The sequence below is a fragment of the Archangium gephyra genome (genome assembly GCF_042230915.1).
In the GTDB taxonomy this organism is placed as follows: Bacteria; Myxococcota; Myxococcia; order Myxococcales; family Myxococcaceae; genus Archangium; species Archangium gephyra_B.
This window is the reverse complement of record NZ_CP102578.1, coordinates 2,418,514-2,445,469: the sequence shown is the minus strand read 5'-3', so window position 1 is coordinate 2,445,469 and position 26,956 is coordinate 2,418,514. Positions and strand designations below refer to the sequence as shown.

At 70.6% G+C, this 26,956-nt stretch carries 19 protein-coding genes; 5 read left to right on the top strand and 14 right to left on the bottom strand.

Going from position 1 to position 26,956, the window contains the following annotated elements:
• The first annotated feature begins 119 nt into the window (after positions 1-119).
• Positions 120-2,105 carry a M1 family metallopeptidase gene (locus tag NR798_RS09730; protein ID WP_375771168.1) on the top strand — a complete coding sequence of 662 codons (1,986 nt, stop codon included), beginning with the start codon at positions 120-122 and terminating at the stop codon, positions 2,103-2,105.
• A 39-nt stretch (positions 2,106-2,144) separates the two neighbouring features.
• Here the strand turns inward: NR798_RS09730 and NR798_RS09725 are convergent, their stop codons facing one another.
• The 6 genes from NR798_RS09725 to NR798_RS09700 form a co-directional block, all read right to left on the bottom strand.
• Positions 2,145-3,518: a hypothetical protein gene (locus tag NR798_RS09725; RefSeq protein ID WP_375771167.1), complete on the bottom strand. Its 1,374-nt coding sequence runs from the start codon at positions 3,516-3,518 to the stop codon at positions 2,145-2,147.
• Positions 3,515-4,927: a DUF1501 domain-containing protein gene (locus NR798_RS09720; protein WP_375771166.1), complete on the bottom strand. Its 1,413-nt coding sequence runs from the start codon at positions 4,925-4,927 to the stop codon at positions 3,515-3,517. The genes NR798_RS09725 and NR798_RS09720 overlap by 4 nt, the downstream gene beginning before the upstream one ends.
• An 18-nt stretch (positions 4,928-4,945) precedes the next feature.
• The gene (locus tag NR798_RS09715; protein ID WP_375771165.1) at positions 4,946-6,748 is read right to left on the bottom strand and encodes a hypothetical protein; all 1,803 of its coding nucleotides are present in this window, start codon (positions 6,746-6,748) and stop codon (positions 4,946-4,948) included.
• Positions 6,749-6,776: 28 nt separating this feature from the next.
• Entirely contained in the window at positions 6,777-7,787 is a 1,011-nt protein-coding gene (locus NR798_RS09710) for a hypothetical protein (protein WP_375771164.1), read from the bottom strand.
• Positions 7,788-7,893: 106 nt separating this feature from the next.
• Positions 7,894-8,505 carry an MXAN_6652 family MXYO-CTERM-anchored protein gene (locus tag NR798_RS09705; RefSeq protein ID WP_375771163.1) on the bottom strand — a complete coding sequence of 204 codons (612 nt, stop codon included), beginning with the start codon at positions 8,503-8,505 and terminating at the stop codon, positions 7,894-7,896.
• A 239-nt stretch (positions 8,506-8,744) separates the two neighbouring features.
• Positions 8,745-9,224: a hypothetical protein gene (locus tag NR798_RS09700; RefSeq protein ID WP_375771162.1), complete on the bottom strand. Its 480-nt coding sequence runs from the start codon at positions 9,222-9,224 to the stop codon at positions 8,745-8,747.
• Positions 9,225-9,255: 31 nt separating this feature from the next.
• Here NR798_RS09700 and NR798_RS09695 point away from each other — a divergent pair, with 31 nt between their 5' ends.
• The gene (locus NR798_RS09695) at positions 9,256-9,684 is read left to right on the top strand and encodes a hypothetical protein (RefSeq protein WP_375771161.1); all 429 of its coding nucleotides are present in this window, start codon (positions 9,256-9,258) and stop codon (positions 9,682-9,684) included.
• A 9-nt stretch (positions 9,685-9,693) separates the two neighbouring features.
• Here NR798_RS09695 and NR798_RS09690 read toward each other — a convergent pair whose 3' ends face one another.
• The 5 genes from NR798_RS09690 to NR798_RS09670 all read right to left on the bottom strand — a co-directional run bounded on the left by NR798_RS09690 (position 9,694) and on the right by NR798_RS09670 (position 18,822).
• Positions 9,694-11,994 carry a cell-cell cohesion protein MtsF gene (locus tag NR798_RS09690; RefSeq protein WP_375771160.1) on the bottom strand — a complete coding sequence of 767 codons (2,301 nt, stop codon included), beginning with the start codon at positions 11,992-11,994 and terminating at the stop codon, positions 9,694-9,696.
• A 37-nt stretch (positions 11,995-12,031) separates the two neighbouring features.
• Positions 12,032-13,777, bottom strand: a complete 1,746-nt coding sequence (locus tag NR798_RS09685; RefSeq protein ID WP_375771159.1) for a VWA domain-containing protein — start codon at positions 13,775-13,777, stop codon at positions 12,032-12,034.
• Complete coding sequence (locus NR798_RS09680; RefSeq protein ID WP_375771158.1) at positions 13,774-15,732, bottom strand: VWA domain-containing protein; 1,959 nt, start codon at positions 15,730-15,732, stop codon at positions 13,774-13,776. Before NR798_RS09680 ends, NR798_RS09685 begins: the two co-directional genes overlap by 4 nt.
• A 30-nt stretch (positions 15,733-15,762) precedes the next feature.
• Complete coding sequence (locus tag NR798_RS09675) at positions 15,763-17,067, bottom strand: thrombospondin type 3 repeat-containing protein (RefSeq protein ID WP_375771157.1); 1,305 nt, start codon at positions 17,065-17,067, stop codon at positions 15,763-15,765.
• A 165-nt stretch (positions 17,068-17,232) separates the two neighbouring features.
• Complete coding sequence (locus NR798_RS09670) at positions 17,233-18,822, bottom strand: calcium-binding protein (protein WP_375771156.1); 1,590 nt, start codon at positions 18,820-18,822, stop codon at positions 17,233-17,235.
• 107 nt (positions 18,823-18,929) lie between these two features.
• Here NR798_RS09670 and NR798_RS09665 point away from each other — a divergent pair, with 107 nt between their 5' ends.
• Positions 18,930-20,237: an AAA family ATPase gene (locus NR798_RS09665; RefSeq protein WP_375771155.1), complete on the top strand. Its 1,308-nt coding sequence runs from the start codon at positions 18,930-18,932 to the stop codon at positions 20,235-20,237.
• A 6-nt stretch (positions 20,238-20,243) separates the two neighbouring features.
• Here the strand turns inward: NR798_RS09665 and NR798_RS09660 are convergent, their stop codons facing one another.
• From NR798_RS09660 to NR798_RS09650, 3 genes are all read right to left on the bottom strand, one after another.
• On the bottom strand, positions 20,244-21,080 hold the full coding sequence (locus tag NR798_RS09660; RefSeq protein ID WP_375771154.1) for a hypothetical protein: 837 nt from the start codon (positions 21,078-21,080) through the stop codon (positions 20,244-20,246).
• Positions 21,081-21,082: 2 nt separating this feature from the next.
• Positions 21,083-21,658 carry a hypothetical protein gene (locus NR798_RS09655; RefSeq protein ID WP_375771153.1) on the bottom strand — a complete coding sequence of 192 codons (576 nt, stop codon included), beginning with the start codon at positions 21,656-21,658 and terminating at the stop codon, positions 21,083-21,085.
• Between the two features lie 262 nt (positions 21,659-21,920).
• On the bottom strand, positions 21,921-24,182 hold the full coding sequence (locus tag NR798_RS09650) for an MtsA protein (RefSeq protein ID WP_375771152.1): 2,262 nt from the start codon (positions 24,180-24,182) through the stop codon (positions 21,921-21,923).
• A 105-nt stretch (positions 24,183-24,287) separates the two neighbouring features.
• Here NR798_RS09650 and NR798_RS09645 point away from each other — a divergent pair, with 105 nt between their 5' ends.
• Together NR798_RS09645 and NR798_RS09640 are read left to right on the top strand one after the other, a co-directional pair.
• A complete protein-coding gene (locus tag NR798_RS09645; RefSeq protein WP_375771151.1) occupies positions 24,288-24,719 on the top strand; it encodes a hypothetical protein in 432 nt (143 codons plus the stop codon).
• A 37-nt stretch (positions 24,720-24,756) separates the two neighbouring features.
• Positions 24,757-26,943, top strand: coding sequence for an AgmX/PglI C-terminal domain-containing protein (locus NR798_RS09640; protein WP_375771150.1), 2,187 nt, complete (start codon positions 24,757-24,759; stop codon positions 26,941-26,943).
• Positions 26,944-26,956: the final 13 nt, after the last annotated feature.

The window sequence follows — 26,956 nt, the reverse complement described above, 5'->3', positions numbered from 1 at the left end:
CGGCATCCCCGCCGCCCGGCGCTCCCGGTTCTCCAAAGGCCTGACAGGGAGGCGCCAGCGTCAGGAGTCCCCCAGGGCATGCGCTATGGTGCGCTCCCCTTCCTGGAGCGGAACGACGCATGAGAGGACGCCTCTGCCTGCTGCTGGGCCTGCTGCTGCTCGCGCCCGGTTGTCATCGAAGCACGAGGTCCGACGAGGCCACCGCCGGCTGCCGGCACTCCGAGTCCACCTGCGGCAGAGGCACCGCCTGCGCCTCCAGCGGCCAGTGCCTGGTGGACTGCCGGGAGAACCTCGCCGAGGCCTGCGGTCCGGGGCTGCTCTGCAACCAGGGCACCGGGGCGTGCGTGGCCGCCCCGAAGCTCGACTGCAACGAGGTGCCCGGCCTGTGCTGGGAGAACCAGGTCTGCGACGCGCCCACCGGCTACTGCCGCGAGGCCTCCATCGACACCGCGCTGGCCTATGACGTCCAGCTCTACGACTACACGCTGCACGTCGACACCGCCGCGAGCACCTTCTCCGGCCAGGTGAGCATCTTCCTCGTCGCCACGCGCAGTGGCACGGCCACCCTCACCCTCGACGTCGGCAAGACCGTGGAGGTCCCCGTCGAGGGCGGTACGGCCCCGTACACGCCCTATACGGTCACCTCGGTGAAGAGCCGCTCCGGCGCCGAGCTGGCCTTCACGCAGGACTCCACCGCGGGCACCCTCACCGTGACGCTCGGGACACCGCTCGAGGCCAACGCCTCCGAGGTCCTCACGGTCGCCTACCACGGGCCGCTCAACCCCATCTCCGACAGGAAGCACGACCTCTACTTCACGGGCCTCATGAAGCGGGAGGGCAAGCTGGGACACCCGCTCGTACAGACCTTCGGATGGCCCCACCACACGCGCCGCTGGCTGCCTGGCCATGACCATCCCCGCGACATCGCCCGCGCCATCGCCCGCGTCAGCATCGACAACGGCCTCCCCGTCCAGGCCAACGGTGTGCTCGTCCAGGAGACGGGCGGCCCACCCCAGCGCCGCACCTTCCTCCTGCGCCAGCCGGTGCCCACCTACGCCCTGCACTTCATCGCCTCGGAGTACACCCGCGTCCCGCTCGGGAACGTGGAGGGTGTCCAGGTGGACGCGTACATGTACCCGGTGGCCGCGGAGCGCGCGGTTCCCCCCCTCTGGTGGACCGGGACGCTCGGGGCCATGAAGTACCTCAACGAGGCGCTCGGGCCCTTCCCCTTCGAGCGCTACTCCATGATGCAGGTGCCCTCGGCCCTGGGCGGCATGGAGCACGCCACCGTGGTGTCCATCGCCGACACCCGCACCGAGGGACTCGATGAGGAGGGCCATGGCAACCGGCTCGTCCTCCACGAGATGCTCCACCACTGGTGGGGGGACAGCGCCCACCAGGCGAGCTGGGAGGAGTTCTGGCTCAACGAGAGCCTTGCGTCCTTCTACACCGCCGAGGCACTCGGCGTGCTCGGAGGCAGGAGCGCGTTCCAGGCGGAGCTGGACCGGATGAAGGCGGCGATCTTCAAGGCGCCCGCCCGCTACGATGACGACGCGCTCCGCTGGTCCCGCCACCCCGAGGAGGTCCCCGGAGAAACCACCCAGGCCTCCTTCGCCGCGCCCTACGTCAAGGGGCCCTGGGTGTGGCAGATGATCCGCCTGCAACTCGGCGAGCCCGCCTTCGCCGCGTTCATGAAGAAGTTCTACGCGGCCACGCGCTTCCAGCCGTACAGCACCGCCCAGCTGCTCTCCCTGCTCAACGCCGAGGGCACGGTGGACTTCACGTCCTTTTTCAAGGAGTGGGTGTACGGCAGGGGTTGGCCGAAGCTCGCGAGCACCTGGAGCTACGACGGGGCCCGCCAGGTCATCCGCCTCACGGTCCGGCAGACCCAGGACGTGGCCCGTTACGGCACCTACACCTTCAACGGGCCCCTGGCGCTGACGTACGCCTTCGACGACACGGATGCGGCCACCGCCCCCTGCACGGGAGAGGTGACCTTCACCGGGGGCGCGCTCGAGTCCACGGTGGACATCCCGTGCGCCCAGGCGCCCACCACGATGAGCCAGCCGTTCACGCGGGACCTGCTCGTCGAACTCGTCCCGTAGTGGAGCCTGGGCCCCTCCCAGGAGGAGGAGCCCAAGCGCTCAGTTCTCCACCGCTCCGGAGAGGAACACCCAGTTCTCGATGGACTGGCGCTCCGCCTCGGGCAGCGGCGAGTTGCCGTTGAGGGGGTTGATGGGCATGCGGCTGCCGACGATGCTGCCGTCTCCCGTGAGCTTGAGCACCAGGTAGCTCTTGTCCAGGCTGCCCGGCTGGATGAGGTTGAGCTCGGGCTTCTGGGCGGAGGGCTTGAGCACCAGGCGCGTATACACGTCGTGGGCCGAGCCGAGCAGGTTCAACCCTCCCTGCGGGTTGTCACCACCATGGCAGCCGCCGCAGTTGGACTGGAGGATGGGCAGCACGCGCGCCGTCCACGTGTCCCCCGAGCCCGCGAGGCTCAGGGCCGACGGATTCGCCGAGTACGAGCACTTGTTGTAGTCGATGGCAGAGCCCAGGCTCCACTGCGTGGCGTTCGGGTCGAGCCCCTCGATGAAGCACATCAGCGCCAGCATGTCCTGCACGTTGGGCGGCTGGTTGGCCAGCGGCATGCGCGTGCCCGGCACCGTCTGCTCCCCCATGTACCCGCGCAGCCGCGCCACCAGGTAGCTCTCCTCGGGCTTGCCCGGCTTGATGAGCGGCACCGTGTTGCCCAACGTGCCCGCGCCATAGACGCCGTTGCGGTTCTGGTCCCCCTGGACGATGCCGCTCGCCACCAGGCCCTCCACCGTGTCGCGCTGGTTCTCGTTCACCTCGGCGAAGAGGTGCCTCCGGTCATCCAGCACCCACCAGCGCGTCTCGTAGCTGGCGAAGGCCAGTTCCTGCACGTTGCCCTGCTCGTTGATGAAGTTGCGCAGGAAGGTGCCGGTGGCGTTGAGCCGCTCGCCCTGCACCGGCACGGGGTCATGCAGGTACAGGTGCAGGCCCACCGTGGAGGCGTCCGGCCGCGTCCCTCGCGGATCCAACTCCGGGCTCTCCCCGGGGACGAGCTCGAACCAGCCGATCTCGATTCCCTTGAAGGCCGGCTCGACGAAACGGAAGCGGTCTCCCAGGCGCTCGCACCGGTCGAACACGCCGCTGGCGGTTCCCGACTGCACGTTGCACGGCGCGCCGATGGAGGCCACGAAGGTGCCCGGCGTGTGCAGGTCCGGGTACTCCTTCTGGTTGTGGCACACGCCGTTGGTGCCGCTGCAGGTGCGCATCACCAGCTTGCGGTGCAGATCGATGCCCGTGGGGTACGTGAGCTGGGCGCCCAGCACGTCCACGTCCGAGCCCGTGTACGCGCTCACGTCCGAGGTGGTGCCCGGGGTGGGACGCCTCGGGTCGAAGGGGATGGTCCCCGGGTCATCCTTGCTGGGGTCCGGCGAGCCGCAGGCCAGCGCCAGGGCTCCGAGGGTGGCGGCGAGAAGAGAGCGCTTCATGCGAAGAAGTCCTGGATGGGGGCGTCGGCGGGGAAGATGCCCTGGTGGTCGGCACCGAGCAGGTCCAACATCGTCTTGAGCACGGAACGGTACGAGTACACCTGGCCGGTGGCCTTGAGGTTGGAGCCATTCACCGAGCCGAGGCTCTTGCCGCCCTTGCCGGCCGCGGTGATGACGCCGCCCATGAAGGGCATGGACATCCACCGGGTGGCCAGGTCGCTGCCGTGGTCGCTGCCGTTGGCGGAGTTGTAGCGGCTGCCGCCCGTGGTGCGGCCGAACTCGCTGCCGAGCACCACCAGCGTCTTGTCCCAGTACGAGCCGCCCTCGGGGTGCTGCATCCGTTGGAGGGCCGTGCGCAGGCCGCTCACCAGCCGGTTGGCCGCGTCCATCTCCATGGGGAGCTCCACGTCCTCGCGCGAGTGGAAGTCGTAGCCGCCCTGGTTGAGGAACACCGCCGGGCAGCCGAAGTGGAAGAGGCGCAGCGCGAGCGCCGCCCGCTGGCCCTGCGTGTCCGTGCCCAGCAGCGTGCGCAGCTCGCGGTTGCTGATGCCGTCCACCTGCTCCTGCGAGTCGCTGCTCACCCGCAGCAGCGGATCCCTGAAGATCTTCCCGTAGTCGCTCGTGGCCTTGCGCGTCTGCTGGTACGTCTCCACGCCCCCGCGCAGCGCCGTGTGCAGCCGCGCGTGGAAGCGGGTGTCCATCTGCCCCGCCACCTTGGCCGCCCAGGCCGGCAGCGTCGAGTCCGGGTCCACGCTGAAGCGCTCGAAGCCGCTGCCCTCCAGCACGGGCGGCCGGTAGGTGGCGTACTCGCCCGAGCCCGTGGCCATGCCCGCCTCGCCCAGGCTGAAGGCCGGCAGCAGGGTGATGCCGCGGGCGGCCGCCTCCTTCACGCGCTCGCGCACCCCGTAGTTGACGAGCGTGAGGAAGCCGGTGGCGCCTCCCACGTAGCCCGTGAGGAAGCGCTCCAGGCCCGTGCCGTGGCCACCGTCCGCGCGCGCCGAGAAGGGCTCGTGGTCCACGCACGGCAGCACGCACATCTCGTTGGTGAAGTCCGTGACGGGCTTCATCCCCAGGTCGCGCTGGGGCTTGGCGTCCTCGCCCTCCAGCCAGGTGGCGCGCTCGAGCAGCTTGCCCGCGCCCCACTCGGTGCCGGCCGCGCGCCTGTCCGAGAGGCCGAAGGGGTTGAACTCCGCGGCCACATCGCAGTTGAAGGCGGTGGTGAAGCGGAAGCCGCCGGACAGGCGGATGTAGATGAGGTGGCGCACCTGGCCGTGGCCGGGCGTCTGGGCACGGGCCTCGCGCGGCAGCCAGAGGTGGGGAAAGGCCAGCGCGGCGGTGCCAGCGCCCAGCCCCTGCAACAGCCGGCGGCGGCCGAAGGTGACGGACTTCGTGTCATCCGAGTCGGACATTGGGAAGGGCTCCGGGGGTTAGTAGAAGACGCGCTCGGCGCTGGAGAGCAGCGCGAAGCAGAAGGGACGGGCGAACTCTTCGGCCGGGCACCGGCTGGCGGAGGCGGCGCACTCGACGCCCGCCTGGCGGGCCTCGGCCTTCTCCGTGTCATCCGGCGAGCGGCCCAGCAGCAGCCGGTACTGGTGGGTGGCGATCTGCTCGGCCAGGGCCGCGTCCACCGCGCGGCTGGGGTCCATGCCCTCGGGCAGCAGCTTCTCCACCGCGGCCCCCTTCACCTTGGCATCGAAGGTGGGGTTGCACAGCTCCTGCACGAAGGACAGCTGGGTGGCGGTGGTGAGGATGCTCACCACGCGGAAGCGTCCGCCCACCACGTTCTCCGGGCAGCCGCCCAGGGTGCGCGCCAGGCCCGAGTAGCGCTCGTCCAGCTCGCCCTCCTCGTCCAGCTTCCAGCGCGACGTCTGCAGCACGCTGAAGCTGGCGACACTCCCCGACTCCAGCAGGGCCTCCGGCTGGCTGATGCGGTGGTCGCAGCCGGGCAGCTCGTAGCCGGTGTTGCGGGCCATGGAATCAATCCAGACCTCGGCCTCCACCTGCTTGAGGGGGCCGTAGGTCCACCGGTAGGCGGAGACCGAGGCGCCCTCGGCGGACTGGAGGTAGGCGGCCGAGGTGGCCACCGCGTAGTGCACCGAGCGGATGTCGCCCTCGTGCGCGAGCAGCCAGCGCACCAGCTCCTCGCGCACCTCGGGCACGCGCGCGGACAGCTCGTAGCCCAGGTACTGCATCAGCACGTCGTCCACCGCGCGCTCCCAGAAGGCCAGGTCGCGCGCGAGGATGCGGCCCGGCGTCTGCAGCTTCGCCCACTCCTCGGGCTTGAGCAGTCCGCTCCACATCGTCGACTCGCGCAGCGCCGGGTCGCGCGAGGCGCGCAGGTCCGGGGTGAAGATGAGCTCGTTGTAGCCCCACAGCACGCTGGCGCACTCACCGCGGGACACCTGGTCCACCTGCCCGTTGTCATCCAGGCAGCGGAAGCGGATGAAGGCATCCGGCAGGCGCAGGCCCAGCTGCGGGTGGTCGTAGTAGCCCGAGTGCCACAGCTTGTAGAGCCGCGACATGTCCGCGCGCTCGTGCTCGAAGGGCGGGCGGCCCAGGAACTGGCTGAAGAGCGCCTCCGCCTTGTCGCCCGGGTCCGCGTAACGGCGTGTCAGCACCGGGTGGGCGCTCACCACCGCGGCGAACAGGTCATACGGCACCTTCCCGCGGTACAGCTTCTCCACCAGCCGGTCCATGTCGTAGATGGCCTGGAGGCTCGTCACCTCGTTGCTGTAGAGGAAGCGGTCCGCCGCCCGGCGCTGCTGGACGAGGATGAACTCGTCCTTCTCCATCAGCTGCTTCACCGTAGCGCCCCATCCGCCCGAGCAGGTGGCCTCGGCCTCATCCGCGCCAGGCACGCGCCCCAGCATGTCCACGAAGAGCCGGCGGCAGGCCTCGGCATGAACGATGGGACGGTGGGCCAGGCCCACGCCCCAGAGGCTGCGGCACAGGCCGCGGTTGACGGGGTTCTGCAGGCCCGCCCCGTTGCAGTACGCCACGCAGTCCGCGTCGCAGTTGGGCGGGCGCGTCTCGTTGGGCAGCGAGCCCACCGGGCGCGCCGCGGGCAAGGTGTCGTCCCCTCCCGCGAAGGTGCCCGAGGTGATGGGGTCTCCGTTGCCCACCATGCCACCGGGGCCCTCGGCCACCTGCTCGGGCTCGAAGGAGTAGGTGGGCTGGCACGCGGCCAGCAGTGCGAGGACGGAGAGGAAGAGCGTCCGAGTGACAGTCATGCGCGACTCCCTGCGAAAAAGGGGTGCCTCAGAGGGAGAACTCGGCCCCGAGCGAGAGCCCCAGGCGCAGCCCCAGGGTGCTCCAGTTCTTGGAATAGCGGAAGCCGGAGATCTCCTGGCTCGTGGCGAAGAGGTACTGCTGTCCCACCTGGCCGAGCAGATCCGCACGCAGCCAGATGTTGTTGGACATCTGCCGCCGCGCGCCCAGGGACGGGCCCAACAGCCAGCCTACGCGCGGCACGCTCCACACGTCCACGCCCTGGGCCTGGAGGTTGCGGATCGTCTCGGCGAACTCGAGGCCGGGAATGAGCACGGAGAGGCCCGCGCGTCCGGCGAAGACGACCTCCGTCTTGTCCGCGACCGGCAGGCCGTACTCGCCGGTGACGAACGCCTCGTTGAAGATGCCGAAGCCGTACTGCTGACCTCCGGAGGCGGCGTAGTTGCCGAGGATGCGCACGCCCCCGCCCACCCGCAGCCGCTCGCTCACCGTGGGAACGGGAGTGCTCAGCCAGGCCGTGATGGACAGGAAGCCCGCCGAGTAGCCGAAGGACTCGTCCAGGCGCGCGGTGTCGATGAACTGCACGCCCGTCAACTGCGCCCCTTCCAGGTAGAGGTCCGGACTCACGCCAATGCGCATGCGGCCCGGAGCGGCGGACGGGGCCTTGGCCTCGGCGGAGCGGGACGCCGTGGGCTTCGGCACCGCGGCGGTCCGGGTTTCAGCCGCCGGCTTGGACTCGCGGGCGGGCCGGGCAGGCTCCTCGGCGGCCTTCGTCTCCACGGCGGGCGCGGGAGCCGGCTTCGCCTCGGCGGAGGGCGCGGGGGCAGCCGCGGGCGCGGGCTGGGCGGGAGCCGGCTCCGCGGCCGGAGCCGCCGGAGGCGTCTTGGAGGCGCCCGTCCGGGACGACTTCGACGACTTCGCGGACTTCTTGGGAGCGGCCTCGGCCGCCGGAGCGGCGAGCAGCAGCAGCGCGGAGAGGAGGCCGCAGCAGACGCGAGGCAGCGGCTGGAACAGGTTGCGCGAGCGGTGGGAGAGCAGCACGGGGGGACTCGGGAGCAGGAGACGGGGACCGCGAACTTCTACGGGGGGACTGCCCTCCTCCCGGGCCCCAGCCGGACACGGGAGGAGGAAGGGGACAGCGGAGGGCTCAGTTCCGGCGGCGGCGCAGCAGCGCCAGGCCGGTGGTCAGCGCGAATGCCAGCATCGGAGCGCCACCAGTGGAGGAGCAGCCACCCTTGTCCTCATCCACCGGCTCGCTGCTGCCGGTGACGGTCACGCTCAGCGACGTGAACGCGGCATTGTCTCCGGTGGAGTTGTTGTCACCGTTGACCGAGTTGCCGGCGGCGAAGATCTTCACGGTGCCGGCCGACGGGGGGGCCACCATCGAGAAGTCGAAGGTGATGGCGCCAGCAGCGGCGGGCTTGGGCGTGGAGTGGGTGAGTTCGTTGCTCACCTTCTTCGTGCCCGCGCTGGGCTCAAGCGACGCCGCCGAGTTGTCCACGGCCACGTTGAAGCCCCCCTTCACGCCGGGGCCTCCGCGGATGGTGAGCGTGTACTGGCCGGTGGCGCCCGCGGCGAGCGACGAGGGGCCGGTGAGCTCGACGGTGGCCGCGCCACCACCCGTGTGGCAGTTGGAGCACATGTTGAGCGAGCCCGGCTTGCCAGAGCCGTTGGTCATGCCCAAGGAATTCGCGAAGGCGGGAGCGGACAGCAGGCACGCCGAGAGGACTCCAGCAGCGGCGTACGACGGGAACTTCATACAACCTCCATGAGTGGGGGTTCTCTTTTTAACTCGCTTCGCCCCCTTCCTCCCATGGCCCCCTGACAGCTCGCGGCAAGTCCGCCCTTCCCCGGACCGTGCGGCCGGAGAAGAGCGGTGTGGCCGTAAGAGTTCCCTACATCAGGTGCCTGTGCCCCCCTGAAATCCGGCACGGCGAGCAGGCAGCCGGAGGACTCGAGGAGCCGCGTGACACTCCCGTGGCGCAGTGGCGCGGGGCCTCAGCGGTTGCGCAGCGGCACCACGTCCACCTTCACCACGTAGCGCGCCTGCATGTCGGAGGAGAACTCGATGAGGTGGTCCCCCACGCCGGTGAGGTCCGCCTCGCGGGAGAGCTCGCCCTGCTTCTCCATCAGCTCCAGCGCGTTGCGCCCGCTGAGCGCCTGCCGGACGCGGGCGCGGCAGCCCTCCTCGTGGAAGGTGACGACGGTCTCCTCACCGGCCGCGACGGCCTCCTCGAGGAAGAAGCGCACCCGCACCGTGGAGGCCTCGGGCACCTGCACGATGAAGCGGCCCTGGCCGGGGAAGCGGCCCTCGGCGTAGCTCTCCGGCCCGAGGATGCAGCCGGCCATGGTGCCGCACACCGGCCAGGCCTCGGCGCACGCGTCCTGGACACGGCCGCCGATGAAGTCGGCGCGCGAGCCCCCGCAGCCCAGCACCAGGCCCAGCAGCAGGCCCCCCAGTGGTAGAAAACAGCGCATCGTCCGAACCTCACCCGAGCAGGAGCCATTCATGCGTCTGCGTCCCTTCTGGCTGTCCGTCATCTTCATCGCCCTGGTGGGCTGTGGAAGCGAAGCGCCCTCCGAGCAGGCCGAGCTCTACGTCAACCGGGAGTCGCTCGACTTCGGACAGGAGGTCAAGACCAACGTCTACGTGAACCAGGAGGTCACCGAGTCGTTCTACATCGAGAACACGGGCCTGCAGCCCCTGGAGCTCACCGCGGTGACGAAGTCCGGCCCGAGCCAGTTCACCCTCACCCTGCCCGAACCGCTCAAGAATGGGGAGCCGATGCGGCTGGAGTACGGCAAGCGCGCCTTCGTGCAGCTGGGCTTCAAGCCCACCGAGGCGAAGAAGTACGAGGGCAAGCTCCTCATCAAGTCCAACGCCGCCAACGCGCCGGAGAAGGAAGTCGTCTTCTCCGGAATCGGCGTCAGCCGCTGAGCAGAGGGCTCAGGGCTGGCGGGTGAAGACGCACGCGGGCGTCATGCCGCCATCCGCCGTCACCCCGCCATCCTGACGCGGGCAGGAGGCGGTGCCCCCATCGAGCGTGGAGTACGTCCGCGGGTAGCTGGTGTACGCGGTGCGCAGCGTGTAATCGGCCTGCCCGTAGTCCATCCGGTCCACGGCGCCCACGGCCACCTTGAGGGTGCCCCCGCGGAGGAAGCGCGGCTCCAGGCAGGAGCAGGCATAGGGCTGCACCGTCACCCGCGTGACGCCGCCCGCGCGCTCGAGCGAGTACAGGGGCTGGAGGTTACCGAGGCTGCCGGCCGGCGAGTGCCAGGCGCGCAGTGGCTCGCCGCGGTAGGCGAGTGTCAGCGGCGCCCCGGCACTGCCCGTGGACACCGGGGTGCAGGAGCTGCCCGCGTCCGGGCGGTTCGCATCACAGAAGGTCAGGTCCAGCGAGAGGCCGTAGGGCACGCCCCCATCGGGCAGGTCCGCCACCTCCCACTGCAGCTCCCAGGTGCGGTCCATCGGCTCGGGAAGGGACGTGGGCAGCGTGAAGACATGGAGGTCCACGTCGGAGGTCACGGCGTCGTAGTCCGAGGGGCCGCGCACGCCCTGCCCCTTCACTGGGTCATTGCCGACGAGCCGGCCCATTCCGTAGGAGATGGAGCCGCTCACCTCGTAGGCGGCTCCGGTGGGCGGCGCGGGGAAGGCCGTGGCGGAATCATCGCTGGCCATGGTCTTCGGGGTGGCCGTCTCCGTCGTCCCACTGCCCTTGCGGGTGGTCTCGTCCGCGTCGCTCAGCCACTCCACCTCCAGGCGGTAGTCCTTGTCGTCCGCCCAGTTGGTGCCCGCGTCCTGGACGAGGAAGTAGTAGCGCACGGTGGCGCCATGCGGCGGCACCGGCAACGTGCCCTCGAGGTTGCGCAGGTTGGAGAAGTACTCGGACTCGTCGCGAGAGGAGTGCAGGCACAGCGGCGGGCTGTTGCCGCACCAGTCCGCCACCAGGCCCGTCACCGTGGAGTCCGTGCCATAACCATTGCCCTTGGGGCACACGTCCGCCTTCGTGGTGCAGTCGTTGGCCGAGAAGCCGGTCACCGGGGTGAGGACGCGCACCTGCCGGTCCGCCAGCCCGGGCAGCGGAGGGAAGCGGCCGCCCCCGGACAGCGGCACCAGCCGGTAGTGCAGCACCGTGTGCGAGGTGTTGGTGGGCACCTCCACCGCGTACCAGTCCTCGTCCGGCACCGAGCCCAGGCGCCCGGTGAAGGACGTCTTCGCCGTCGACGGGCCACCGCTGAGGAGCACCACCTTCGCCCGCGCCAGGTCGTCGTTGCCGCTGGCGCCCTCGTTCGGGTCGCCCTCGTCCATCACCTTCACGTCCACCGTGTACGGCAGGCGGAGGTCTCCTGGAGACGGCTTGTCGTCGGAGGTGTCACTGTCCCAGCCCCGCACCAGCACCTGCCACGTCCCCGCCGCCGTCACCCGGCGCGCGGTGGCCAGGTCCGCGCGGAGGGTGTTGGTGAGCAGGCGGCTGTCGGCCTCGGCGGTGCCGTCCGGGCGCAGCAGCTTGTACGAGAGGATGTAGGCCGGAATCGGCTGGGGCGACAGGGTCGCCGTCGCCACCCGCACGTAGGCGATCTTCCCGGCCGGTACATCGAAGGAGAAGAGGTCCACGTCCCCCGGGGTGGCCAGGTAGCCGGAGGCACTCCCCGACAGGACACCGCCCGCGCCCGTCAGCACCAGGGGCGTGGCCTGGGCCGCCGTGTCGTTGGGCTCGTTGGCGTCCGGGTTGTCCACCACCTCCACCCGGAGCGAGTACGGGTTGCGCGCGTCATAGCCGGGACGGCTCGGGTTGGCGGGCTCGTCGCCGAGCAGGAGGAGCAGCTTCGCGCCCGGCTCGGTGAAGGGAAGGAGGAACTCGACGGGCCTGGGCTGCCCCTGGCCGTGCACGTCCACCTGGCGCGGAACCAGCGCGGTGCCGTCCTCGCGCAGGAGGCTGACGGACAGGTTCACCGCGGTGATGGGCACGGGGTAGACGGCGGTGACGCGCAGCAGCGAGCGGGGCCCCACGGTCGCGGGGATCTGCACGCTGTACCAGTCGTTGTCGCGCTCGAAGGACAGGTAGCGGTCCTCCAGGGCCACGCCGGGCGTGAGCTGGCATTCGGGGGAGCTCAGCGCCTCCTCGCGGGAGTTGCAGAGGTCGGCGATCTCCTGCTCGCCCCCGTCCGGGTCTCCATCCGAGCCCGGCGCGGGGCAGGCGGTGAGGGCGAGCAACACGAGCGGCAGCAGTCGGGCGGAGGTGTGCATGGGGGAGCGGGGGATGCGGAAGCCGGGGACGCCCGGCTCAGGGCGTCGGGGGAACGGGACGGCCGGGGCAGCCGTCGACGAAGTCCTCGGGGGTGACGCGGATGACACCGTCCACGGGGGACTTGATGCCGCCCAGCGGGTAGCGAGCGCCCCGGAAGCGGAAGTGGCGCACCAGCGTGCGCGCGGTGGGGTCATCCGCGGGAACCATGGCGGCCGAGAGGTAGAGGTCGTTGTAGCCCGCGCCGCTCACCACCGTCCCGGCATCGTCGGTGTCACCCTGGGTGGGGGCCAGCAGCACGTTGTCCACGCGGAAGTCGTAGCACTGGCGGCCCAGCGCATCCGGCGGCCCGGCGGCCCGCATCGTGTAGCGGTAGCCGTCCGTGGACAGGTGCGCGGTGTCCACCTCCACCGGGCGCGTGTGCATGCGCAGCTCATTGCGGCTGCTCACCCCGTCGTTGTCCGGGTCCTGCTCCAGGTCGATGCTCGCGCCTTGCGTGCCCCCCAGCCACTCCACCCCATCCGGCACACCGTCCCGGTCGCTGTCCACCCGCTCGGAGTTGGTGCCGACGAACTGCTCGTCGCAGTCCAGCAGTCCATCGCAGTCCGAGTCCACGCCGCGCAGCGCGGGCGGGCAGCCCGGGTCCAATCCGCCTCCGTCCGGCCGCGCGTAGCCGGTGGGGTTGAAGTCCACGCCCAGGTCCCGGTAGTGCACCTCCACCCCGTCGCTGAAGCCGTCCCCGTCCGTGTCCGCCTTCGCGGGGTCGGTGCGCAGCGAAGCCTCGCGCTCGTCGGTGAGGCCATCGCCGTCCGTGTCCGCCTCGCCCAGGGGGCTGCCCGGGGGCGCGGAGAAGTTGGAGGCCACCAGCTCCTTGAGGACGAAGGAGCGCCGCACCTGGCCGAAACGGAAGTCCAGGAAGTTGATGGGCTCGTCGTTGCGGAAGTCGCGGAAGTTGCCGCCGCCCAGCTCCGCCATCCGCGAGAGCCGCTCCGCGTTCTGGTTGATGAGGAGCATGGGGCAGCCCCCATCCCCCGTCAGGTCGCACACCGTGCTCACCGGCTGGAGGGGCTGGAAGACGTGCACCGTGTTGACGCGCACGTCCTCCACCAGGTCCGCGAGCTGGCGGATGCGCACCACCGCGTCTCCGTTGAGCAGCTCCTCGTCCTGGTCCGTGGTGGGCTTGCCGTCGGAGAGGAAGATGACGGAGTAGCGCGCCTGGGCCAGCGCCTCCGCTCCGCCGGGCTCCAGGCGGCTCAGGGAGATGTCGCGGTTGATGAGCGCGTAGATGTCCGCCAGCGGCTTCACGAAGTCGGTGGCGTCGCGGTTGGGCGCGGTGTCCGGGTTGCGGAAGGTGAGCAGCCGCTGGATGAGGTTGAGCCGCTCGTTGCTGTCCAGGTCGGACACGCGGACGAAGCCGTCCTCCACCGCGGGCGGCGTGCCCGACTGGGTGAGGTACGCCGTGGTGCTGCCGGCGAACACCATCACCGCCAGCTCCACCTCGTCGTCCTGGGGCAGGCTGTCGATGAGTTCCACCAGCGCGGTGGCGCGCGTGCCGTCCGGGTCGCTCACGTTCATGGACTGGCTGGCGTCCAGCGCGACGACGAGCTTGATGGGCCGCACCACCTGGTTGCTGCCCAGGGTGCACACCTGCCCCTCGAGCGCGACGGCCCGGTCCACCGGCACCTCCTCGTCCCTGCGCCCGTCGTAGAGGTAGGCGTCCGTGCACGCCACCACCGTCAACAGGCCCGCCAGGCCCAGCAGGACAGCCACGGCCGCGCGGTTCATGGGCGCTCTCCTACGCAGCGGGCGCGGTACTCGGTGTCCTCGTTGAGGCGATCGGGTCTCACGAAGTGGCCGTCCTCCAGGGTCAGCCCGGGGCCCAGCGGCACCCGCACGCTCGGCGGCGCGTACTGGGCCCAGGCACAGGCCGTGCGCCACTCGCCGTAGTCGGTGGCCACGCCGCTCTCGGGCGCCTGGGCGAACCACACCTTGAAGAGGTTGAAGCCCTGCTGCACGCCCGCGCGCGGCGGTGGGGTGACGAGCTGCAGGTTGGAGATGGTGAAGTCGTAGCAGACGCTGCCGTTCTCCTGCACCTCGGCCGTCACCTCGTACTGGTAGCCGAAGCGCTCGTGGAAGGCCCGGTCCCTCCGGGTGGGGTTGCTCTCCGCGCGCAGCTCCAGCTCGTCGGGCGTCCCATCCCCGTCCGTGTCGATGCCGGAGGCGTTCGGCGTGCGCGCATCCAACCCGTAGCGGGCCTCGAGCGAGTCCGGCACGCCGTCCCCGTCGCTGTCCACGAGGCCCGAGTGGGTGCGCAGGTAGTCCTCGGCGTACTGCGACAGCCCGTCCCCATCCGTGTCCCGGCACGCGCAGCCGGGCGTCAGCGGGGACGCGGGGTCACACCCGCGCGTGTCCTTGGCGTTGACGGCCTGGAAGCCCTGGTCCTCGTGCAGCGTCTCGAAACCGTCGCTGAAGCAGTCCCCGTCGCTGTCCTGGGTGAAGGTGTTGCTACCCAGCGTGAGGTTGTTGTCCCGCGAGTCCGCGAGCCCATCCCCATCGCTGTCCACCACGCGCGCCTCGTCGCCCGGCAGCGAGGTGAGCGACTCCACCATCAGGGTCTTCATCACGTTGCGCGAGGCGAAGGACGAGTAGTCCAGCGCGCCCAGGCCAATCTGGGAGATCTCCGAGAAGTTGTTGAACTCCTGGTACACGCCGCCGCCCAGCTCCGCGAAGCGCTGGAGCAGCCAGGAGGAGATCTTCTTCGCCTCGCGCGGGTACTGCGCCGCGTCCACGCCCGGGTAGACGCCGTACAGGTCCTGGCAGATGGGGCCGCAGGCGCGCACCGCCTCCTCGTTGAAGAGGAGCACCGTGTGCATCCGGATGTCTCCCACGTTGTACTGCTGCTTGAGCTCCATGAGCCGCCGCACATGGCTGAAGAGCTGGTAGTTCTGGTTGCGGTCCGTGCCGGCGATGTAGCCGGTGATGGCGTCCGGGTCCTCCGGGTCCATCAGGTTGCAGAACTCGCGCGCGCTCGCCGAGTCCTCCCACGTCAGGTCCGGCTGGTCCGGCGTGGCGTACTGGCCGAGGTCATCGTTGGCCGAGCACCGCGGGTACGGCGTGCCGTCCGTGAGGAAGACGACGACGTAGCGGGTGCGCGGCAGCTGCGCCGGGTCATCCCGCGACACGTCGGTGATGTCGCCCGCGATGATCTTGTACGCCTCGGCCAGGGCGCCCTGGTAGTCGGTGCCCTTGCCCAGCTGGCTCTGCAGCCCGCCGATGTACGTGTCGATGCCGGAGGCGGTGGTGGGCCGGGCGAAGCGGTCCCCCGTGCTCCCGGGCCACGGGTTGCGGATGTTCGTCTCGAAGGGGACGACGGAGACTTCCACGTTGGGCTGCGCGCGGAACTGGTTCACCAGCCGGCGCAGGGCCCGGACGCGCGCGGGCTCGGTGACGCCCGGCGGGACGATGGCCTTCACCTCGGCGCGCTCGCAGAAGCCCGAGCCCTCCTGCGAGCCCGGCGGATCCGACACGCACATGCTGCCGGACTGGTCGATGACGAGCACCACCTTCACCGGGAAGCCATCCGCGTCGGGCGTGCTGGTGCACACCCGCCCCTGGAGGGTGAGCCGGTCATCCAGGTTCGTCTTGTCCTGCGCGAGCGGCTCGACGAGCGTGTCGGTGCAGCCCGGCGCCAGGGCCAGGAGGCCCGCCACGAGCAGCGTCTGCAGGGTCAGGCGTCGCATCCGGTGTGGACCTTCCTGGGACAACGGGTTTCAGGAGCGGCGGCGGCGGCGCAGCAGGGCGGCCACGGCGGCGAGCGCAATCCCGCCACCCGTCGCGGGGAAGGCGGAGCAGTTCCAGCCGTTGTCGTTGGCCACCTCGAGGGACAGCTCCGAGGTGGACTCGCGCCGGCCGGGGTACACCCGGTCATCGAAGGCCAGCTTCGCATGGAGCTGGAGGACATACTCGCCATCCACGTCCGCGGTGAAGGTGGGCTTCTCGCCCTCGGTATAGGCGTAGGCCCAGTGGTTGCTCTTCGTCACCGCGCCCTGGGGGTTCTCCACCACGGCCTTGGAGCCCTCGGGGCGGCGCGTGACGGTCCACGTGTACTCGATGGCCATGCCGTTGCGGTTGGCGAACAGGGGCAGCAGGGCCTTCTCGCCCTTCTTCAGCGCCAGCGTGCCACCGCCGTGCACGGCGAAGGGGCCCTTGGGGTCCAGGCAGTTGTCGGGGTCCTCCGCGTTGACGACGACGCAGTAGTAGGCGTCGCACACGTCGCCCTTGCCGTCGCCATCGTCATCCACCTGGTCCGGGTTGGCCTTCAGGGGGCAGTTGTCCGCGCTGTCGAGCTTGCTGTCGCCGTCCTTGTCCGCGTCACAGGGATCCCCCATCCCGTCCTCGTCCGTGTCGCGCTGGTCGGTGCTGGCCAGGCTGGGGCAGTTGTCGAAGCTGTCCAGCACGTTGTCCCCGTCCCGGTCCACGTTGCACTGGCTCCGGTCCTCCGGCAGCACCTGGTCCGGGTTACGCACGCGCGGGCAGTTGTCGTCGCCGTCCAGCACGCTGTCGTTGTCATCGTCCGTGTCGCAGACGTCGCCCTTCTCGTCCCCGTCCAGGTTCTCCTGGTTCTTGTTGGGCACCAGCGGGCAGTTGTCCTCCGCGTTGGCCTTGCCGTCGTTGTCCTGGTCCGGATCGCAGTCGTCGCCGAGGCCGTCCCCGTCCGCGTCCTTCTGCTGGAGGTTGGCCAGCATGGAGCAGTTGTCGCAGACGTTGCCCACCTCGTCGCCGTCGTCATCCTCCTGGAGGCGGTTGGGGACGAAGGGGCAGTTGTCGTGGCCGTCCGACTTGCCGTCGCCATCGCCGTCATCCGTGTAGGAGAGCGTCGTGCCGTCGTCCGTGTAGGCCACCCAGACGGAGCAGCCACAGCCGCACCCGCAGCCACCGCCCTCCTCCTTCGGACGGCCGCACTGCTCGCCCAGGCACTCCGGGTTGTCCGCCCCGTTGGTCTGGGCCGCGGCCGGAGCCGGCAGCAGCAAGAGCACCCCGAGGACGAGGGTGGAAGCGATGCGCGAGAGCGTCATGGTGACTCCTTTCAGCGCCGGGCCAATAGCAAGAGCCGATCCGGGGACCTGGGCCCGGGAAGGGCTGGAAATTCACGGGGTTGCGGACGACGCGGGCGGCGGGCAACGGCGGGTGGGGGGTGTTCCCCTCAGCGAGCCTGGGGGGAGGACTCCACACCTGGGGGCTCAAGTCCCCAGGATGAAGTCCTCGGGGGAGAAGGAGCGGGTGCCGGCGGGGACGCGGCCCTCGTCCTCGGTATAGCGCAGGCGCTCGATGCGCAGCGAGCCGATGCCCGCGCCGCGCGGGTCGTTGTCCCGGCCCACCTGCATATAGAGGTAGATGTCGTTGGTGCCCGCGCGGATGCGGCGGCCGGGGATGGAGGGCTCGGGGCGCTCGAGGGTGGGCACCAGGGTGACGTTCTCCGCGCGCACCGCGTAGCAGGCCCGGCCGTCCTCGGAGGGCGCCGCCTCGGTGATGGAGTAGCCGTAGCCGCGCTCCGTCTGGAAGGCGAGGTCCGCGCTGAGCGGATCCGAGTGGGCCTCCGCCTCCTGGATGTTGGGGATGCCGTCGCGGTCGCTGTCCTGCAGGTCCTCGGGGACGAGCGGGTTGGTGCGGGTGAGGGCCTCGACGAGGTCCGGCAGGCCGTCGCCGTCCGAGTCCCCCACGCACGGGTCGGTGCCCAGCACGCGCTCCTCGCAGGTGTTGAGCCGGTCGCCGTCATCGTCCAGGGCCGGGTTGCAGCCGGGGATGAAGTCCCCCTGCGCCGGATTCAGCCCCATGCGCACCTCGATGCCGTCCATGAGCCCGTCCTGGTCGGTGTCCGGAAGCGTGGGGTCCACGCCGCGCGCCAGCTCGTCGCTGTCCGCCAGGCCGTCGCCGTCGCTGTCGGCGAGCACCTGGCCGGCGCGCACCACCACGTTGCGGTTGAAGGCGAGGAAGCGCTTCAGCTTCAGGTGGCTCTGCAGCGACGCGTAGTCCAGGCCGCCGAGCGCGGTGCCCAGGGTGGTGAAGCTCGCCGTCACGGCCTCGGTGCCCCCGGCGTTGGCGATGGCGGCCACCTGGGCGGCGGTGTTGGTATCGGCCTCGGCGCGCACGTAGACGGGCTGCACGGACACCTCGCCCGCGCCGAAGCGCTCCACGAGCGCCTTGAGCTCTCCGGTGGCGGCGGCCAGCTCGCACCGGCTGCAGGCCGCGGGGTCCGTCAGCCGGGTGCAGCGCGAGTCGAGGCCCGCGTTGAAGGCCGGGTTCTGGCAACTCAGGTCCGCGCTCGTCATCACCACGACGACGAGGTAGCGGGTGCGGGCCACCTCGCCGGGACAGCCCGTCTGCATGTCGCCGGAGAGGATGCTCTTGGCCAACTTCAGGCCGGAGCGGACGCTGGTGGGCCCGGACTCCTGGTAGGTGGCGTAGCGCGGGAGGACGGCCTGCAGGGCGGTGGCGTCGTCGAAGCGCCCCAGCAGGCCCGTGGCCACGGTGTGGAAGGCCACCAGGCTGAACTGGATGTAGGGCACCGAGAAGCGGCTGGTGAGCGTGCCGAGCGCCTCGGTGACGGCCCCCGGCATGTCCGCGGGCAGGCCCGCCCCGCCCTGCACGGCGAAGAGCACCTTCACGGGGAAGGCGTTGCCCCCCGCGAGCGGCACGCACACGTTGCCGGCGAAGTCCGCTCTGTCCCTGCCGCTCGGGCCCCGTCCGTCGAGCGCGTAGAGGCCCGCGTCGGAGCACGACAGCAGCAGCACGGGCACCAGGAGGCAGGCCATCCGCGGGAGGGTGCTCATCCGGCGGGATTGTAGAGCCCAGCCTCCGCCATGGGCGCAAGGACTCATGTCGGGGGCCGGGTCATCCTCACCCCTGGGTGGGTCAAGTCTTACGAATACCCACAAGCGTGTCGGGTGAGGATATGGTGCGGCCCTACCCGTACACGTTGGCCCTCCGCATGTACCTGCGCAGCCTCACGCTCCAGAACCTCAAGCTCCTGCGGGATGTCGCCATCTCCTTCACCCGCGCGGACGGGGAGATCCGGCCCTGGACCGTCTTCGTCGGGGAGAACGGGCTGTGCAAGACAGCCGTCCTCCAGGCCATCGCGCTCGCCGCGAGCGGCTCCTCGCTGGGCAGCGAGCTCGCGGACGTCACCTCGCTGCCAGACCGGCGGCTGCCCTCCAGCGAGCTGATGCTCATCGGCGCCGAGTTCACCTTCGGCCAGGAAGGGCACAAGGCGCGCGAATACCCGGGCCTGGAGAGGAAGCACTCGCTGCCGCCCTATGTGAGGAGCTCGGTGGCGGCGAAGAACACCTGGCGCGAGCTGGTGGGCAACTCGAGGTACGTGGGCGTGGAGCACACGCGCGTCTTCGATCCCATCCGCGAGGCGCGCCGCACGCAGCTGCCGGGGTGGTTCGTCGCGGGCTACGGCGTGGCGCGCGCCCTGCCCCGCCCCAACGCCATCCAGGGCGAGGGCCTGTCGGACCCCATCAAGCAGCGCATGGCGAACCTCTTCGACCAGGGCAGCCTGATTGCCACCGGCTTCGCGGATGTCTTCGAGCCCGCCCAGGCGAAGGCCTACAGCCGGGTGCTGAAGCAGGTGCTGCTGGAGGGCAACCTGCTGCCGGGGCTCGTGGACCTGGAGCTGAAGAGCCAGGGCATCGTTCGCACGCGGCAGGACATGCTGGAGGCCCACTGCTTCGAGATGGACATGGGCGGCCAGCGCGTGAAGGTTCCGGCCACGTGGCTGTCGCACGGGTACCAGAGTTCCATCGCCTGGCTGGCGGATCTGATCGGCCACTTCCTGCTCGAGGCGGGCAAGCCCGTGGCGCCCGAGAAGATGGAGGGGCTGGTGCTCGTGGACGAGTTGGATCTGCACCTGCACCCGCGCTGGCAGACGGCGCTCGTTCCCGCGCTGAAGCGCATCTTCCCCCGGCTCCAGTTCATCGCCACCACGCACTCTGCGATGTTGCTGCCGGGGCTGGAGCAGGAAGAGGTGCTGGTGCTGCGCCAGGACGAGGATGGCAACGTCGACGTCGCCCCGGCACCCGCTTCGCCCTCGTGGCTCACGGGCAGCGAGCTGTTCGACGTGTTCTTCGACAAGAAGGGCAAGCCGCTGCGCAGCAGCCGCGGCCCCGCGCCCCGTAAGAAGCAGCCCGCGCCGGAGAAGAAGCAGCCCGCCGCCAAGAAGGCGGCACGGACGAAGCGGAAGTAGGCGGCCTCAGCCCCAGTGGGCCACCTCCGCGATGAGGCGGCCCACCTTCAGCTCGCGCAACAGCCGGAAGAGCCTGGGGGAGATGAGGAGCTTGGGGTGTGGCCGCAGGACGCCCATGCGAGGACCGAAGAGTTGCCGCGTGCGAGCCAGATCACTGCCGTCATGGCTGTCTTTCTTCAGCCACAACTCGGAAATGAGGTTCAGACCGAGCACATGGCCCTGGGGGCAGCGATAATCTCCGTTCACATCCAAGTCGAACGGACCATTGTTGGCCTGCGTGGGAGGGACGACGTCCACGGGCGCGGAGGTGACAACGAGCTGATGCCAGTTCTCGAGCACCCGTCCCGAGGTATCTCGCACGGGTAGGAAAGAGGCGCCCGTGATGCCATGGGCCTGGAAGGCCCGCACCAGCCGGCTCGACATGATGATTTCCCCGGCGATGGTACGGCTCATATTTCGCCTGGGAATGGTTTCAGGTTCGAGGCGCAGAGCCGTAGCCTGGCGTGAGCCAGCGCCACAATGGGGACACGCCGAGGACTCGTCATATTCTGTCCCGCACATCTCTCCACACGGCTCGAACACCGAGTGGAGATTCAGGTTGAATACCTCCGCCGATTGAATCTCCTCGGCCGTGTAATGGCGAGTGATGTGCCAACCCATGAAGAATGAGCCACCAGCGCGTTGGAACTCGCCATCCAACTCGCCGATCAATTGGACCCGCTCATCCTCCATGGGAAGTCGAACGCAGCGAACGAGTCCATCATCTCCCATTCTCCATCCCACCTCTCCCAGGTACTCGCTCGCATCTGGATCCGAGATCCTGAACTCGATGAACTCACGCATGGTTATGGATTGATTCCGATGAGTTGAGGGATGGGGAACTGGGAGTAGACCGTGAGCAGTATTTGCTGTAGCCGCTCGGCTTTTGGATAACCTGGCCTGTCGTAGCCCCACTCCTTGCGGAACGCCCGGGTGATCATCTTGTGGTAGGCAGTGGGAATCCGGTACGTCACGCCAGTCTGAGGCCCACCGAGGTACACAGGGATGAGGTGGTGGTCCTGGTACCCCGCGCTGTTGGGAAAGGCCACCTGCGCATCCGCCAGCCGCTGCTGATAGAGGTCACGCGCGGCCTGCACCGCCGCCAGATCCGCCGCGCGCCGCTGGTTCTCCATCCTTTGTTGAGGCGTAGGCCGCGGATTGAGCGAGGGAGTCAGCCGACTTCCGGTTGTTCCACCTCTGCCCCCTCTCCGGGGAGGACGCCGGTTCAGAAGCTCACCCGTTCCGCTTCCCGGGTCCTGGCTCCGCACGGGTTCGAGGATGTCCTCGAACTCGACGACCTCGAGGCGGTAACCGGCCGCGCGTAAGGCCTCCGCGCTCCAGCCCTCCAGACCCACCTCCTCCATCTCCACCGGGAGGAACACGGCCCATTCCTCTGGCGCGGCCTCGGAGTCGCCACGGACCAGCAGACTCTCACCCACCGGTTCAGCGCCAGCGCCGCCCAGGTACGAGCGGGAGGAATCCGAGGCACAGCCCACCAGGAGCAGGAGGAGCCCCGACAACCATGGCAGGCGCATGCGACGGCTCACTTTCCGCACGGGGTGGAGGAGAGACCGTCAGGTTGGCACTCCCCGCGAGCACGGGCGAGCCGCGGCAACCGCCTGTGTCCGCTGTTCGAAGCTCAACTCAGAGCGTGAGGAGCCAAGCCAGCAGGTCGTCCTGCTCCCCGGGCGAGAGCGCCTTCATGTTCCCGTGCGCGGGGCCGGACATGTCCACCACCGCGCGCAGCGGGAAGCGCGTGCCCACGGCCAGCCGGTTTCCCTCGCGCACCTCGAAGCCCGCGGCGCCGCTGCTCAGCATGGGCCAGATGTCCCACGCCCCCACCAGCGAGGGCGGCGCGGCTCCCGGCACCAGGTCCTGCTGCTCCAGCCTCAAGGGCAGCGCGTTCGGCGTTCCCACCTCCAGGTAGCGCCCGCGCGTCCTCGGGTCCTGGTCCAGCGTGAAAAGCGGCGCGGGGTGGCACCCGGTGCAGCCGCCCTTCCCCTCGAAGATCTCCCGGCCTCGAGCGGGGCTCCCGCGCCGTCCGTCCGGCAGCTCCACCGTCTCCAGGGGCACGCCGTGCTCGTCCCGGAAGGGATTGGGCGGCGTAGGCAGCAGCGAGACGTACAGCGTGAGCGCCTCCACCTCCGCCTCCGTGAGCGACGGTTTATGGAAGCGGTTGCGGCTGCCCACCGTGCGCATCGTCTCCGCCAGGCTGTGCGTGCTGGCCGGCGTGAAGTACGGCGGCGTGTCGCGGCTGCCGAGCACCGTGGTGGAGCGGTAGATGCGCATCGGCCGCGTCTTCTCGAAGAAGACGCCTCCGGTGTGGCCCTCGAGGTGGCACGCATCGCAGCTCATCGCCGTGCGGCCGAGGTCCGCGTAGTAGAGCACCTGCCCCAGCCGCCGCTTCGCCTGCGTGCCCATCCTCGTCACCGGCCACTGCCGCACCACCCGCGCACGGCCCGCCCGGGCCTCGGACACATCCACCACCGCCACCGTCCCGGTGTGCCGGTTGAGCACGTGGAGGGTGCGTCCGTCCGGCGCCAGCACCAGCGCTCTCGGCCCGGCGTGCAACTCCACTCCGGCCCGGCCCGCCGTCCCGAAGTCCGCCTCCGGCCGCACCAGCGGCGTGCCCTCGGGCAGCGGCATGGGCACCTCCTGCAACACCTCCAACCGGCGCGCGTCCAGCACCCGCACCCGCCCCAGCCCCACGTCCGCCGCGTACAGCAGCCCCGCCTCCTCATCGAGCGCCAGCCCCTCGGTGATGCCCGCGCCGAAGCCCCGGTGCCGCACCACCTCGCCGCGCTCCGGGTCCAGCTCCGCCACGCCGCCGTTGGGGCTCACCTCCATGCGCTCGGCATTGGGCCCCACGTTGGGCCCCAGGCTCGCCAGGAAGAGACGCCCCAGCTTCTCCGAGCCCACCAGCCCCCGAGCCGCCTTGCCGCCCATCACCTGCCCGGAGAAGCGCTCCGTCCCGCCTCCGAGAATGCGCACGCCGGGCTTCGGCACCACCGTCGCCACGGGCACGCCGTCCTCCCGCCGCAGCAGCTCCACCTGCCCCGTCTGCAGGCTGCCCACCGCGAGCAGCCCCTTCCAGCGCGCCAACGCCCGGGGATTCGGGTCCACCTTCGTGCGCCACACCGCGTGCCCGTCCTCCAGCGAGAGCGCATGCACCTCATCCCGCACGTGCTCGGCCACGAAGGCCACGCCGCGAGCCCCATCCACCGAGAGACCCAGCGCCCCGGCCGGCGCGGGCAGTACCCGTGGCGCGCTCCCGGGCGCATCCAGCGCGTACAGGTGCAGCGCCCCGGTCCACAGGTGGGCCACCGCCAGCCACGGGCGCCCCTGCGCGTCCTCATAGGTGTCGAGTGCGCTCGGCCCATCCCCTGCCGCCAGCGGCTCCACGCGCCCGCTGGCCACGTCCAGGGCGAACACCGTGTCCGTCGGCGGCGAGGCGATGAACAGCGTGCGCCCATCCGGCGAGCGCACCATCGCCGTCAGGTCCGCGAAGGCCGTGTCATTCACCACCGTGAGGCGCGCCTCGCCCTCGGGCGTCACGTCCGGAGGCCCGGCCAGCCGCACCGTCACCACGGCCTGCACCTGCTCCGCCGCCATCTCCAGGTCCGCGGGCAGGCGCGTGTACGCGTGCCGTGCGTCCACCACCGACAGGGGCAGCTCGCGCGACAGGGGCGGCCCGAGCACCAGCCGCAGCCCGGGCACCAGTCCCTCGCCGTGAATGGCGAGCGGCTGCGAGGTCTGGTTGCTCGTCAGCCGCGGGCCCACCGCGTCGAGCCGCGGAGAGAAACGCGGCCCAGAGTCAACACCGTGGCGCCACAGCACCACACCGGCCGCGGCCAGGAGGATGAGGAGCGCGGCGAGTGCCGCGAGGGAATGAATCGAACGAGTCACGAAGCCACCGCCACTCCGAGCAGCACTCCACCTTTCCAGCCTGACCGCAAGTTGCCGTTCCCGCGTTGACAGGTTGGTACGCGCATCGCGTAACGTGCCGGGCTGATGCGGCGCTTCCTCTCCTCCCTGGTGATCGCTGGCCTCCTCGGCCTTGCTCCCACGCCCCTGGGCACCGAGGCCTGGGCGCAGGGCCGCTCGCGCGCGAAGGCGGGCGCCGCCAAGGGGAAGAACCGCAAGCCGCCCCCCAACAAGGCCGAGCCCTCCCGGAAGTCCGAGCCCTCTCGGCAGGTGGAACCCGCCTCGGGGCGGGTGACCGAGCCCGTGTCCGGCGAGCCCTCCGCGGCCTCCTCGGCGGCACCTCCCACGCGAGGCCCCGCCCGCATCGACTTCGATGACCGGCTCATCCAGGGACAGACCAACAAGTCCGGAGCCGTCTACCTGTACGACCGCAAGGAGCTGAAGACGCGGTCGATGATCCGCGAGCGCGACAACTTCCGCTCGGAGATCGTCTCCACCGTCTACGATCAGCAGCCGTAGTCATCCGGCCGGGAGGCCTGCGTCAGGAGGAGTAGCGTTGAGCGGCCAGCAGACGGTTCTCCAGGTCGTCATCCTTCGCGACGGGCTCCTCGTGGGCACGGAGGTGTTCACTCCGGGCACGTACGCGCTCGGCTCGGACGCGTCCTCGGACCTGCGGCTGGACGATGCCTCCGTCGCGCCCCGCCACGCCGTCCTCTATTTCCAGAACGGCCGCGCGGCCCTCCAGGACGCGGGCTCAGGCCAGCCGGTCTACGTCAACGGCCACCGCATCTCCGCCTGTGAGATCCGCTCGACGGACGAGGTGCTCTGCGGCCCCTTCGTGCTGAAGACGCGCGTGCTCTCGCAGAAGCCCCGTGACGGGGCGCAGCCACCTCCCGAAGTGGCCGCCCTGCTGGGCGGCGCACCTCCGCCCGCGCCGGCGCAGGCCCCATCGCAGCTCTCCGCCACCCAGCCCCTCGCGAGGCCCTCGGGCCCGGTGAGGCCCGTGGCCCCCATGGCGCCTCCCCCGCCGCCCGCGGCCACGGTGCCGCGCATGCGTCCCGGCTCGGCCCCCACGCTTCCGGGAGTCCCCGCCCCGGCCCCCACGCCTCCGGGCGCGACCGCCGTGTATGGCGTCGGCGCCTCGTCCGTCCCGTCGCGCCCCATCGCCGAGCCCGTCCCCGTGCCCGAGGTCCCGATGGGCACCATGCCCTCGGCGCGGCGCCGCGCTCCCCAGCCGGTGCAGGCCACGGGCCCCTCGCTCGTGCTCGCGGACGAGCTGCTCGAGGACGTGCCGCCGGAGCCGGGCCCCACCCTGGCGCCCGCCGGCACGGAGATGGAGTGGGAGCGCCCGAGCGCGCCGCAGGACCGGCCCACGCACGCGCCCCGGCTGGACGCGGGCCGCAAGGGCCGCGCGCACCTGTACCTGGAGCTGTACTGGGGGGCCGTGCGCCGGGACGCGCGCCGCTTCGCCCCGGGGAGGAAGCCGGTCCGGGCGTCCGCGGACGAGCGCGCCCCCATGCCGCTGTGGGGCTTCCAGCTCCCGGACGAGCCCTTCACGCTGGCCGAGACCGTCAATGACGCCTTCCGCCTCTACGTGCCCAAGGGCGCGAAGGTGGAGCGCAGCGGCGCGGACGGCCGCTTCACCCCGGTGGCGCCCGAGGCCCTGGAGGTGAACGGGGAGCGCCCCTTCCTCACCCTGCGCCAGGGCACCGCCGCGCGCCTGTCCGAGGGCAGGATGTCGCTGGTGGCCTACGCGGCCCCGCTGCCCGAGAAGGTGCGCGTCCATCCGCTCAAGGGGCTGCCCTGGCTGGCCGTGGGCAGCTTCCTGTTCTTCACCTCGGCCTTTGGTGGCTTCCTCGCCGTCATGCCCAGGCAGTTGGACGGGGCGGACTTCACGCAGAAGAACCTGCCGCCCATCGCCCTGCGCCTGCTCGCGCCCGAGCCGAAGAAGAAGGAAGAGGCCCGCAAGAAGCTCGAGGCCATCAAGGAGAAGGCGCCCAAGAAGCAGGTGGCCAACAAGGAGACGAAGGCCCCCGCGACACCGGAGCCTCCGGCGCCCCGGCCGCGCAAGCCGCTGCCCAAGGCGGTGGCCGACGCGCCCGAGTCCAATGCCCTCAAGGCCCTGGCGAAGCTGACGGCCGCGGGCCCCGCCACCACGGACCTGCTGGCGGCGGTGGACAAGCTGGGCAGTGGCCCGGGCAGCAAGAACGCGAAGAACACCAACTTCAAGCTCTCGGGGCTCATCGGCAAGGCGCCCATCGCCAACGCGGGCCTGGGGACGTTGGGCCTGGGCGGCGGGGGCAAGGGCGGCGGCGCCACGCTGGGCGCGGAGATTCTGCGCGGCAAGGGCGGTGGCGGCATCGGTGCGCTGGGCGCGGGCCGCGTGGGCAAGGGCAAGGTGGGCGGGACGGTGACGCGGGCCACCGCGCGCACCATCGCCGCACAGGGCTCCATCGATCGCGAGGCCGTGGCCAAGGTGGTCAACAGCCACCTGCAGGAGGTGTACGCCTGCTACGAGCGCGCGCTGCTCAAGGACCCCGGCCTGGCCGGCAAGGTGGTGCTGGAGTGGACCATCGGCACCAACGGCCGCGTGGTGGCCACCAAGACGAAGTCCTCCACCCTGCGCAGCCCCTCCGTCGAGGCCTGCATCATCGGCGGCCTGAAGGCGTGGACCTTCCCGCCCGCCAAGGGTGGCGCCGTCATCATCACCTACCCGTTCATCTTCAACTCGGTCGGCTACTGATGCGCTCCCCGTC

Excerpts from the sequence above, each read along its gene's own strand:
- NR798_RS09680 (WP_375771158.1), bottom strand. The coding sequence starts at position 15,732 with ATGCGACGCCTGACCCTGCAGACGCTGCTCGTGGCGGGCCTCCTGGCC.
- NR798_RS09670 (WP_375771156.1), bottom strand. The coding sequence starts at position 18,822 with ATGAGCACCCTCCCGCGGATGGCCTGCCTCCTGGTGCCCGTGCTGCTG.
- NR798_RS09660 (WP_375771154.1), bottom strand. The coding sequence starts at position 21,080 with ATGCGTGAGTTCATCGAGTTCAGGATCTCGGATCCAGATGCGAGCGAG.
- NR798_RS09700 (WP_375771162.1), bottom strand. The coding sequence starts at position 9,224 with ATGCGCTGTTTTCTACCACTGGGGGGCCTGCTGCTGGGCCTGGTGCTG.
- NR798_RS09690 (WP_375771160.1), bottom strand. The coding sequence starts at position 11,994 with ATGCACACCTCCGCCCGACTGCTGCCGCTCGTGTTGCTCGCCCTCACC.
- NR798_RS09695 (WP_375771161.1), top strand. The coding sequence starts at position 9,256 with ATGCGTCTGCGTCCCTTCTGGCTGTCCGTCATCTTCATCGCCCTGGTG.
- NR798_RS09705 (WP_375771163.1), bottom strand. The coding sequence starts at position 8,505 with ATGAAGTTCCCGTCGTACGCCGCTGCTGGAGTCCTCTCGGCGTGCCTG.
- NR798_RS09725 (WP_375771167.1), bottom strand. The coding sequence starts at position 3,518 with ATGAAGCGCTCTCTTCTCGCCGCCACCCTCGGAGCCCTGGCGCTGGCC.
- NR798_RS09720 (WP_375771166.1), bottom strand. The coding sequence starts at position 4,927 with ATGTCCGACTCGGATGACACGAAGTCCGTCACCTTCGGCCGCCGCCGG.
- NR798_RS09645 (WP_375771151.1), top strand. The coding sequence starts at position 24,288 with ATGCGGCGCTTCCTCTCCTCCCTGGTGATCGCTGGCCTCCTCGGCCTT.
- NR798_RS09730 (WP_375771168.1), top strand. The coding sequence starts at position 120 with ATGAGAGGACGCCTCTGCCTGCTGCTGGGCCTGCTGCTGCTCGCGCCC.
- NR798_RS09685 (WP_375771159.1), bottom strand. The coding sequence starts at position 13,777 with ATGAACCGCGCGGCCGTGGCTGTCCTGCTGGGCCTGGCGGGCCTGTTG.
- NR798_RS09675 (WP_375771157.1), bottom strand. The coding sequence starts at position 17,067 with ATGACGCTCTCGCGCATCGCTTCCACCCTCGTCCTCGGGGTGCTCTTG.
- NR798_RS09715 (WP_375771165.1), bottom strand. The coding sequence starts at position 6,748 with ATGACTGTCACTCGGACGCTCTTCCTCTCCGTCCTCGCACTGCTGGCC.